General features: G+C 56.4%; 9 protein-coding genes and 5 pseudogenes. 8 read left to right on the forward strand and 6 right to left on the reverse strand.

The annotated features are described in order from the left end of the window. Positions 1-4 precede the first annotated feature (4 nt). Complete coding sequence (locus tag WS46_RS02385) at positions 5-862, reverse strand: transporter substrate-binding domain-containing protein (protein ID WP_059534743.1); 858 nt, start codon at positions 860-862, stop codon at positions 5-7. A 79-nt stretch (positions 863-941) separates the two neighbouring features. On the opposite strand from WS46_RS02385, the pseudogene WS46_RS36315 reads away from it, so the two are divergent. Further along, positions 942-1,133 (forward strand): annotated as a pseudogene (locus tag WS46_RS36315) (hypothetical protein); the annotation flags it as partial. On the opposite strand, the gene WS46_RS36320 reads toward WS46_RS36315, so the two are convergent. After that, positions 1,044-1,262 (reverse strand): hypothetical protein, encoded by a 219-nt coding sequence (locus WS46_RS36320; protein ID WP_257127708.1) that lies wholly within the window; start codon positions 1,260-1,262, stop codon positions 1,044-1,046. The pseudogene WS46_RS36315 and the gene WS46_RS36320 overlap by 90 nt on opposite strands. On the opposite strand from WS46_RS36320, the pseudogene WS46_RS02390 reads away from it, so the two are divergent. Then, positions 1,261-1,757, forward strand: a pseudogene (locus WS46_RS02390) (GNAT family N-acetyltransferase). The gene WS46_RS36320 and the pseudogene WS46_RS02390 overlap by 2 nt on opposite strands. 173 nt (positions 1,758-1,930) lie before the next feature. Further along, positions 1,931-2,250, forward strand: a pseudogene (locus WS46_RS02395) (DDE-type integrase/transposase/recombinase); the annotation flags it as partial. Here WS46_RS02395 and WS46_RS35000 read toward each other — a convergent pair. Both WS46_RS35000 and WS46_RS02405 read right to left on the reverse strand, forming a co-directional pair. Next, on the reverse strand, positions 2,234-2,485 hold the full coding sequence (locus tag WS46_RS35000) for a hypothetical protein (RefSeq protein WP_156437005.1): 252 nt from the start codon (positions 2,483-2,485) through the stop codon (positions 2,234-2,236). The pseudogene WS46_RS02395 and the gene WS46_RS35000 overlap by 17 nt on opposite strands. Before the next feature lie 388 nt (positions 2,486-2,873). Continuing rightward, positions 2,874-3,418 (reverse strand): annotated as a pseudogene (locus WS46_RS02405) (IS5 family transposase); the annotation flags it as partial. A gap of 846 nt (positions 3,419-4,264) precedes the next feature. On the opposite strand from WS46_RS02405, the gene WS46_RS33265 reads away from it, so the two are divergent. The 4 genes from WS46_RS33265 to WS46_RS36840 all read left to right on the forward strand — a co-directional run bounded on the left by WS46_RS33265 (position 4,265) and on the right by WS46_RS36840 (position 6,153). Next, the gene (locus tag WS46_RS33265) at positions 4,265-4,753 is read left to right on the forward strand and encodes a fimbrial protein (RefSeq protein ID WP_059596270.1); all 489 of its coding nucleotides are present in this window, start codon (positions 4,265-4,267) and stop codon (positions 4,751-4,753) included. Between the two features lie 256 nt (positions 4,754-5,009). After that, on the forward strand, positions 5,010-5,207 hold the full coding sequence (locus WS46_RS36835) for a GNAT family N-acetyltransferase (RefSeq protein ID WP_179949110.1): 198 nt from the start codon (positions 5,010-5,012) through the stop codon (positions 5,205-5,207). A gap of 30 nt (positions 5,208-5,237) precedes the next feature. Next, on the forward strand, positions 5,238-5,711 hold the full coding sequence (locus tag WS46_RS02415) for a GNAT family N-acetyltransferase (protein ID WP_059534749.1): 474 nt from the start codon (positions 5,238-5,240) through the stop codon (positions 5,709-5,711). Between the two features lie 151 nt (positions 5,712-5,862). Further along, positions 5,863-6,153 carry a GNAT family N-acetyltransferase gene (locus WS46_RS36840; RefSeq protein ID WP_082721813.1) on the forward strand — a complete coding sequence of 97 codons (291 nt, stop codon included), beginning with the start codon at positions 5,863-5,865 and terminating at the stop codon, positions 6,151-6,153. A gap of 131 nt (positions 6,154-6,284) precedes the next feature. On the opposite strand, the pseudogene WS46_RS36325 reads toward WS46_RS36840, so the two are convergent. Further along, positions 6,285-6,511 (reverse strand): annotated as a pseudogene (locus WS46_RS36325) (transposase); the annotation flags it as partial. Positions 6,512-6,717: 206 nt separating this feature from the next. After that, positions 6,718-7,800: a hypothetical protein gene (locus WS46_RS35005; protein ID WP_156437007.1), complete on the reverse strand. Its 1,083-nt coding sequence runs from the start codon at positions 7,798-7,800 to the stop codon at positions 6,718-6,720. A gap of 459 nt (positions 7,801-8,259) precedes the next feature. On the opposite strand from WS46_RS35005, the gene WS46_RS02425 reads away from it, so the two are divergent. Then, positions 8,260-9,237 (forward strand): hypothetical protein, encoded by a 978-nt coding sequence (locus tag WS46_RS02425; RefSeq protein ID WP_257127709.1) that lies wholly within the window; start codon positions 8,260-8,262, stop codon positions 9,235-9,237. The last annotated feature ends 133 nt before the right edge of the window (positions 9,238-9,370 follow it).

Below are 9,370 nucleotides of genomic sequence, written 5' to 3' on the forward strand. Positions count from 1 at the left end.
GCTGTTACATCGTCGGTTCGGGCAGCGCGTCGGAAGGTACATCCATCGTCGTGCCGAACCATTTCTGCTGAAGCTTCTTCATCGTGCCGTCCTTGTTCGCGCGTGCGATGCCCTCGCTGAACAGTTTGGCGAGCGCGGCGCTATCCGCATCTTTGCGCGCCACCCAGGCAAAGTAGCTCTTCGGGCCGATCGTTTGCGACATGACCATGAACACGCCCGGGCGCGCTTTCATCAGCGGGCCGAGGTTGGCGACCGACTGTGCCACGGCGTCGAGGCGTCCCACTGCCAGGTCGCCATAGGCCTCGTCGAAGGCGACGTACTGCTTGATCTGCTTGATACCGGGACCGCCTGCGTCCTTGAGTTTCTTGTCGAGCGCAATCAGTGCCTGCAGTTGGGCAGAACCGGTTTGAGAGCCGACGATCTTTCCGTTCAGATCGTTAGGAGATTTGATCGATGTTTCGTTGGTGCGCAGCAGGACGCCGGTGGTGGCGTCCGCTATGGGCAGTGTGAATGCGAAATGGCTTGCGCGGTCCTTGTTGACTGTGACAGCGGTCACGACCATATCGAAGCGCTTTGCGTCAAGGCCCGGCAGCAGGCCCTGGAATGGCAGGTCGAGCTGCTTGACCTTCACATCGGGTAGTGACTTCAACACGTACTGCATGAGGTCGGCGTCATAGCCAACGATCTTGCCGTTATCGATGTATTCGAATGGCGCGTAGCGCGCCTCGGTGGCGATTGTGATTTCCTTGTTCGCCTTGATTCGGGACAGCAGATCGTTGTCTTGCGACCAGCCTGGAACGGATGCGCACAACGCTAGCGCGCCAGCCAACGACAGTATCAGAGTGCGGAAAGACCTATGCATGATGCCCCCTTGCAGTGCGATGTCGTGAAAGAAACGTTAGTGAATCTCGCTCAAGTACATTGAATGTAATTCAACATGCATGAAGCGTGCCAGTACGGAAAGGCTGGTTTTGCGCAGCGGAGACTGGCTTGCGGAGCACCGTGTCTGGGAAACCGAGGGACGTGTGCACTTGCGGAGTGCTTCAGGCACCGGCTCGGGGAGCCTGATCGATCGCGCCGCAGCAGCGCTCGGCAAAACCCGCACCGATTCCATTCTCGACGCTGCGCGTTCGGCCGCCGAGCAGACGCTGCTGGATCAGGTTGTCTTGGTTGCTGCCCCGCACGCCTGGACGCACCAGCCCAGCCGAATGTCGCATTGCGTCGAACCATGCAGACGCCCGCGCCGTGGGATTCTGCCGCATGACGTGGATGGCTCCGCAGCCGCTCACAGCCGAGCACGCCCTGGACGCCTTCGAGTCCGGCGTCAGGAGCTTGGGACACGTGGCTCAAACGTCGCGCGCTCGCCAATCAGCGCAGCGGTGCGTCGCGTACCTTCGTCGCAACCCAAGCAAGATGGGCAGGTGCGTGCGTATTACGCACTCGCATCTGGTGCCGTCGCGGTCGAAGCTACGCCCGATCGATTCCGGCGCAATATGCCGGATCCAATCCCTGTTGTGGTGTTGGGTCGGCTCGCAGTCGATCGGACACAACAGGGCGGAGGCATTGGTCGTGCGCTGGTGCGTGATGCCGAATTGCGCGTGCTGCACGCGGCCGCTGCGATCTGGATTCGCGGCATGATCGTCCACGCGCTGTCCGATTCGGCCAAAGCGTTTTACGAACGGGTCGGGTTTGAGGCGTCGCCGCTCGATCCGATGCTGTCACTGATCACGCTGGCTGATCTCGCGGCGGCACAATGACGCTGCTTGTGGGGACGCGTCGATGTCCAGCGATGACGAAAAATTACTCCCCAAGCGCTCACTGCGCTTAGCATTGCGCGAGCTGTCCGTTGCGCAGCATTGCCAGTTGCTCAGCAACCTGCCGGTGATCGAGCTTCTGGCGTTCGCGCAGCAGCGCCACCTACTTGCTGTAGCGGGCGGTCGACGAGCATGGCGTCGAGCTGGACGTCTTGGTGCAGAAGCGCCGCGACAAGGCGGCTACCAAGCGCTTCTTCCAGCGGGTACCGCGCTCCTGCCCGACACCGCGAAAGATCGTCGCCGACCAACTGCGCAGCTACGCTACCGCGAAGGCCAACATGCCGGAGCTGGCCAATGTCAGCCTCGTGTTAACGCTTCGGCCCGGGTGAACAACCGTGCTGAGAACAGCCATTAGCCCACACGAGCGCGCGCGCAGCGCGTGCGAGGCTTCAGCGATCGGGCGCGCACCCAGGCTTTTCTCACGGCCTTCCCGCCGAGCGCTCCTTGCAGCCGCCAAGTTGACCATGCTCGGATAGGGCCACACCCCGGCGCTTTCCAGCACGGAGATGGAGATTGGCGCCGCCCGCTTCCGGCCGCGGCAGCAGCGTGCCCCATTGATCGAGCGCGGTGGCGCCGCCCGTTGCCTCGCGGCTGTCGATCAAGGCGGTCTCGACATGCTGCACCGTCTGCGGGCAGGGAGGGCATTCGTCCGCGAAATCATGATGGCGCATTGCTCAATCGTCAGAAATCGGAAATTTACAAAACTCAAAGGAATCGACTGATCTCAATGGACGGCGACTCGGCTTCGTTGCGGATTGAACTCAGATATTTCCCATACAAATTTCAGGAAACGGCGATTCGACTTGGGATGGGGCTGGTGTTGAATGATTGTTGATTTACTATAGAATTAATTTCAAATAGCTAACCTTAAAATCGGAAAATATCTTCTTACACCATCGGCTCTGCCCCCGAAGTGGGTACGCGTTTGCGAACACCTGGACAGTTAGGGAAGCGCTGATTAATAGGCGATCCCGCGAGGTGGTCGGCGACGGAACAACCGGTTTAATCACAACGGACAGCTCGTTGAGTTAGACAGAAATTCAAGCGACTTTCAGGTCGCACGTGCGCCTTCATGCCGAAGTGCCACTCGTTGCCTTTCTTCGTTTGATGCATGTCCGGATCGCGACGCTTCTCGGCGTTTTTGGTCGACGGCGGCGCTTCGATGATCGTCGCATCGACCAGCGTGCCTTCCTTCCTCATCAGCCCGCGTTCGCACAGCGAGATGCCAATCTCGTCGAACAGCTTGCGCGTCAGGTCATGTTCGAGAAGCAGGCGCCGGAACTTCAGCAGCGTGGTCGCATCCGGCACATTCTCGATGGCCAGATCAATCCCGGTAACGCCCGCATCGCGATGCTGTCGTACAGCGCATCCTCGAGCCCTTCGTCCGACAGGCTGTACCACTGCTGCAGAAAGTAGATTCGAAGCATCCGCTCCAAACCGATCGGCGGGCGGCCGCGAGTTCCTTTCGGGTAGTACGGCTCGATTGCCGTCAGCAATCGCGACCACGGCACGAGCTTCTCCATCTCGTCGAGGAAACGCTGACGCCGGGTCACGCGCTTCTTGCCTGCGCCTTCCGCTTCCGCAAAGCTCATTTGCCGTTTCATCGTCGTGGGTTCGTTCCGCGAACTATCTTCTACAACGTCCTCGGCTGCGTCAGCGATGACCACCGAGCCGGATAAATCGGTGCCTCCACAAGGATATTTCCTATACCAATATGAGCGGCCGACGATTCGGATTCGGATGGGGCTGATGCCGAATGGTCGATGTTTCATTATAAAATTGGTCTGAACTGAAGGCCATCGCTGGAGTAGCTATTTGCGTTGCCTTCAAAAATCCCGGCGACGCATCGCTTGCGAATTTCATGCGCAAACCTATCCGTCATGCAACTTAATTTAAGATAATTAATTTCGGGTCGACAAGATAACGTCCATCAAGAGTGAAGTTATGCATAGATATTTTCGTATCGTCGTATCAATATTGTTTTTTTTTGCTCGAATGCGTGGAGCGGCGAGTCCGTTGATGAGCCGCTTCCATTTCCATCATCCGTCACCCTGTACTCAAATCAACTTGCGCCATATACTGTGATATCTCAATGGTATAGTACGACACCAGTTCAAAAATCTCTTCATGCGATCGGATTCTATGGTCTAAGTTTGAAGTACCATAATTCCAAACAAATCTCGGTAATACATGGTCCGGATGGGGAGCCCGTGCCCGTTATGCCACTACCAGGGACAAAAGGAATTGGGTTGGCGTTGGGCGTACGGATTAAGAAAGCGGGGGAGGGTTGGGAGCCATGGGTGCCTCCCTCCGCAAGTGATTTTAATACGAACTTTGCCAGCGGATGGCCTAACGGCCAAAAATTCTCTGTACAATTTAGGGCTGCCCTAGTTAGACTTAATGGTCCTATTAATCCTGGGGACATCGATCTAGGACAGAATGGTGTCGAGTTGAGTCAACTTAATGGTATTGCTTTCCATGCGATCGGTCACGTCCTCATCCGCCAACCCACCTGCGAAATCCTAACCAAGCAGATCGGTGTGTCTATGGGTAACGACATTTCGCTGTCGAAGTTCACGGGGCCCGGCACGACATCCGATTTCAAGCCGTTTACGGTATCGATGACGTGCCCGACGGGGATTAACAAATTGTCGTACCTGATGAATGGGGCGGGTGGTTCGAAAATTGATCCATCTCAGCCTGGAGCGCTGTCGTTATCGAATGCAAATGGCGCATCGGGTGTGAGCGTGCAGGTGAAGGACGACGACAACAAGGCCTTCGTGAATTTAGGACACGCCATGCCGGTCGGCCAATACCAGCCTGACCAGGACAATCAGCACATCGATCTGAAATTCGAGGCGGCCTACATCCAGACTGGCGCGAAGGTCACTGGCGGCGAAGCGGATGCGCAGGCGACCATCACGATGTCCTACGAATAGGTCGGCGTGTAGTTCTATCACGCATGGAAAACGAGGCAGGGTCAGAAATGTTTGCTCGGCGCTATCGAACTAGCCGATCTTGCTATCCGCCCCCTTTTTAGCGGTCTTCGCAGCTTAGCGTCAACGCGCTCATCAACCCCGTCAATCAACAAGACTTGCCGCAGTCCCAAAATGGGACTGCACTTGACCCAAGCGAATCATTTCGAAAAAGGTCCTGCTGGCATTCTGCGAGAAGCATCCAGTTACGCGCCAGTCGTTGCTCGCATTGCCCGAATTTCGCGACAAGGGCATCGGCAGTCATTTGCTGACTGAGGCGCGGCGTTGGTCCCAGAAACAACGACTGGAGTTGCCTGCGGTATCGCCGAGCGACAGAAGTTCCCCGTTTTATGAACGCTCCGGTTTTCTCCGCGAGCGCGATCCGCTCGTGCTAAAGATTGCAGCCGGCAACTCGTAGCCGCATCCTGCAAATTGTCAAGGAGTTCAGATGAAGCTTGAATGCAAACGCCTCACAGAGGCGGACGTGAAAGAGGTCGTCGCACTGAACAGCAATCCCCTGGTCTTGCGTCACATGCCACTTGCTGAGAACACCTTTGACGAAAGGAAATGTCTCGCATGGATTCTGGAAAAGGACTCGCAGTGGGCACGCCACGGATACGGGCCTCTGGCTTTTTTCGTCGACGGAAAATTTGCCGGATGGGGAGGGTTGCAACATGAATCCGGTGATGCCGACCTGGCGTTGGTGCTCCTTCCGGAATACTGGGGAATGGGACACGTGATCTATCAACAAATTATCAGCATGGCGTTTTCCCAAATGGGTCTGGCTTCCATCACGGCACTGCTGCCGGACACAAGACGTCAGCGGAAAAGTATGCAGCGTCTTGGGTTCATCAATGATGGGGAAACTGAACTTTGCGGAAACCGTTTCATCCGCTATAGGCTGTACACCCAAGGAGAATGAATTGGCATCGATCAGGCTGGCCAAAATACAGGACATTCCGCAGATGTTTGACGTGCGCTTCGCAGTGCGGGAAAACCGGCTGGCGCCAGGAATCGTGATTCCAGAAGAAGACGTTTGACGTTCAATCGAAGATACCGGGTGAGGTTGGGTCATCGAGGTAGACGACAGAATTTGGGCCTTCGGTATTGCCGACGCCGTCAACGGAAGTATCTGGGCGCTCTTCGTGCATCCAGACGCGGAGGGACAAGGTTACGGACGGCGTCTGCACGACGAAATGGTGTCATGGTTGTGGTCGAGGGAACTGCAAATGGTTTGGTTGGCAACCACGCCTGGCACACGGGCTCAGACGTTCTACGAGCGCCTTGGCTGGCAGGTGGAAGGTCCCGCCGAAGCAGGGCAGATTCGCCTGGAACTTAAACGTGGAAGCGAGTCTTGCGTGTAGGGTGACATGATGTGCCAGAGCAAGTAACTGCCGGGTTCGACCGAGCGTTTGCGGCCGCGCCTATGCCCCCGGCTTCGAAGGCTCAATCGGCTTCCTCAACAACCTCGTCCCCTCGAACAAGGTGATCGGCAAGGCGCTGCGGCGGTTACGCCCGCCTTCCGGTATATCTCGGCCCATTTGCGTAGCTGGTTCGCGTTCACCCCGGCCTTGAGCGCCAGACCTGATAGTGAAGCGCCGGGTTGTAAACATGCCTCGCCAGGCGGCGTTTCCCATCAGGATCAAATGATCGCTTGCCGTTCGGGGAGACATGGGTCACCTTCAGGGGCAGGAAATCGAGGTCAATCGTGTCAGCTGTCATCGTGGATCGATTCAGCAGTGCCGGTTAGGTGCGGAGGATTTCGCGCTTACGGTCAACGACGCCGAATAGATTTAGGCAAATCACCATCACATCGAAGATTAGTGTTGCAAAAATGGGGTGGACCATAGATTACTTCGGCTGACGGCAGCGTGAGGGCGTCATCGAACGCCGCTTTTCGGTTGGAGTCGGAGCTGATATGACTCGTGTCAATAAGGCGGGTTTGTCAGCAACGCACGATAGCGATCGGCCGCCCCCTTTACGCGGATTGCGCCCCAATCGATATCGTTCAAAATGGTTTGCACCGGCCAATTGCGTTGTTGGGGGGGGAGGGTCTCGAGCGCCTTGAACATGTCATCCAACGCCGCTGATTGCTCACATCCTGGCCAAGGGATCACTCCGGCGAGGTTCGCCCGCACCTTGCCGCGTTGTTCGGCGGGCAGATCCTCGAGTGCTTTGAGAAAACCATCGACCGCCGCTCGTCGGCCAGATACGCCCGCCCAGATAACGTCATCGTATTCCCGGTTCAGCTTGCGGCATTGTTCGTTGGTCAAATCCGACGTTGCTTTGTCGATGGCCTTCCGAATTTCAACCACTACCTTTTCGTCGGCGCTCGACAGGCTAGAGACATTTATCGCTAGCGCTTCCATCATCGGACCATTAGTCCATTCCATCTTCTTATCGCGTTGTTCGGCGGGCAAATCCATAAGTTCCTTGAGGGCGCCATCGAACAGCATCTTTCTTTCGGACTGTGGACAACTGCTAATCACACAGATAAGTCTCATTAGAACCATGCCTCGCAGTTTGGGTGGCACAGCCCAAAATTCCTTAAGCAAGGCGGTCGCTACTCTCGGGTCGTGACTATCGAGTAATGCCGCGATTTGCTTTGGCACCTCTTCATCGCGTACCTTCAGGGAAGCGTCTCGCATCGGCGCAAGTGCATCGCGTAACCTTTTATTGGCCCCGGCCAGCGCAAGCCGATCACCATGAGGCAGATATTCGGCAATCTGATGAACGAGTTCGGTGGGGAGGCCGTGTAGCGCTGCCGACGGCTTGACTCGTCCATTGGCCTCGCTGCTTTCGCGGGGGCCGGCCCAGTTGGATGGCGCTTGTTGAAAATCCGATTTCGGAAATTGATCTCTATTCTGGGAGTTCGTTACGTTAACCACGCGATCCCGTAGGACGATGTTATCTACTGCCGTAGAAGACCCTGCTTCACGCATTATAGAAGGCCGATGCGATCGTTGACTCAGAATGGTAGCGTTAATCCAGATTTTGACAGAATTAATCATGATTTTGATTCAGGAAAATTTTAAAAAAAGAGGTGGAAATGCGTGTTTTTATTGATTCGCGTTGAAGCATCACGCGATTTTTAAATAACACTCTTGTGTTTCATGGGTCCTATAATTATTAATGTCTGGATCGGTGGATTTCGTAACGCTGAAAAAGCGTATCTCGAAGACGTTAACCCCGCTTGCATAAAACTGTCGTCTTGCCAGTGAGCTGTCTCGAAAAAATCGGGGGCGTCAACTCTGGATTGCAGCCTGAAAATTTAAATTTGGGGGCGCGACAAGCTGGCACTACGCACCTCCGATCGGCTCACGGATATCAACAGCATCCGCCACGATGTCGATGTCGATGGCGAGGAACAGGTCCCCCGCAGCGACGCTGAAAAGGGCGTGGTCCGGGTCTTCATCGCGCCCTAGGCAGGCGCCGACCCCTTCGCCATTGAAGCGGCAGTACGTCAGCGTATGGCGACGATTGCTGGTGACCAGGCCTGGCAGAACTCTGACACGGTGAAGACGCTCGCCCTTGAGAACCTGATGTCTGCCAGGCGATTCGGTTTCGCGGAATTCTTCGAGCCGCTTTGGGCGATCGACAACCTCAGGACGAGCCTGCTTCAAGGCGCCGGAGCAGGTCTTGGATTCTTCGTCAGGGACGTGTTGCCGCTGGTCAAGGAGTTTCGTGCCAACGACCGCATCGGGGCTACTGCGATCATCAAGGCGTCGTCGCCCCTTCTGGATCGCGCAGCGCTTCAAGAGGCTGGATCGAATCAGGTCGCGCAGCTCGGCAAGGCTAAGGCAGCGTGCGACGGGCTTCTGGCGCTGATCGCGGAACCGCCTGAGATCAATGCTCCGGCTGTGCTCGAGTTTGTTGTGCAGACGGGTCTGTTTTCCATCCTGGACACACTGGCTCCCTTCGTTTCCGGTGACGCCAAGGCCGTAGCGGCCGAGGACAGCTCAGGGCAGGGCGATCAGGTCGAGCGCACCGAGGACGGGGAAGCCGAAGACACCAGTCCTGAGCTGAGCGCATGGAGCAAAGCGCTTGAGGCACCACTGAGCCAGATCGAGCGCTACGACTTGTACGCGCGAGGACAGTCGCAATTCGGGACGCATCAGGGCGTCAAGGGGCTTGAGTTCCCACGCGTACTGGTCGTGATCAATGACGACGCGGCGCGAGGTTTTCTTTTTGCCTACGTCAAATTCTTCGGTACCAAGGAGAAGTCAAAGGCGGACCTTGAAAATGAAGCTGCCGGCCGAGAGACCGGTTCGGACCGCACCCGCCGCTTGTTCTACGTGACCTGCAGCCGGGCCGAGAAGAGCTTAGTCATCGTCTACTACTCGCCGGATCCAGCACTGGCTCGCAGTGCCAGCCGAGAACGGTTAGAGAATTTGACGCCGCGTGCAAATATGCCGGAAGGTTCCATGGGATCGCTCTCAGGTTCATAAGTATTCCCGGTTACTTGACATAAGTATATCTATCAATATTTTTGGTGTAACGGTCATTTAGATGGAATGGTCGCCTCCCGCCTTAACGGGCCGTCCGGCGCCGCAATCTCGCGTCCAGAGCATGCGACATTGC

Source organism: Burkholderia sp. RF4-BP95, from assembly GCF_001521985.1.
GTDB classification, from domain to species: Bacteria; Pseudomonadota; Gammaproteobacteria; order Burkholderiales; family Burkholderiaceae; genus Burkholderia; species Burkholderia diffusa.

Bases quoted from the DNA above. Each gene is read 5' to 3' on its own strand.
- WS46_RS02415 (WP_059534749.1), top strand. From the start codon at position 5,238: ATGAAGCTTGAATGCAAACGCCTCACAGAGGCGGACGTGAAAGAGGTC.
- WS46_RS36320 (WP_257127708.1), bottom strand. From the start codon at position 1,262: ATGCGGCAGAATCCCACGGCGCGGGCGTCTGCATGGTTCGACGCAATG.
- WS46_RS02425 (WP_257127709.1), top strand. From the start codon at position 8,260: ATGGCGACGATTGCTGGTGACCAGGCCTGGCAGAACTCTGACACGGTG.
- WS46_RS35005 (WP_156437007.1), bottom strand. From the start codon at position 7,800: ATGATTAATTCTGTCAAAATCTGGATTAACGCTACCATTCTGAGTCAA.
- WS46_RS35000 (WP_156437005.1), bottom strand. From the start codon at position 2,485: ATGCGCCATCATGATTTCGCGGACGAATGCCCTCCCTGCCCGCAGACG.
- WS46_RS02385 (WP_059534743.1), bottom strand. From the start codon at position 862: ATGCATAGGTCTTTCCGCACTCTGATACTGTCGTTGGCTGGCGCGCTA.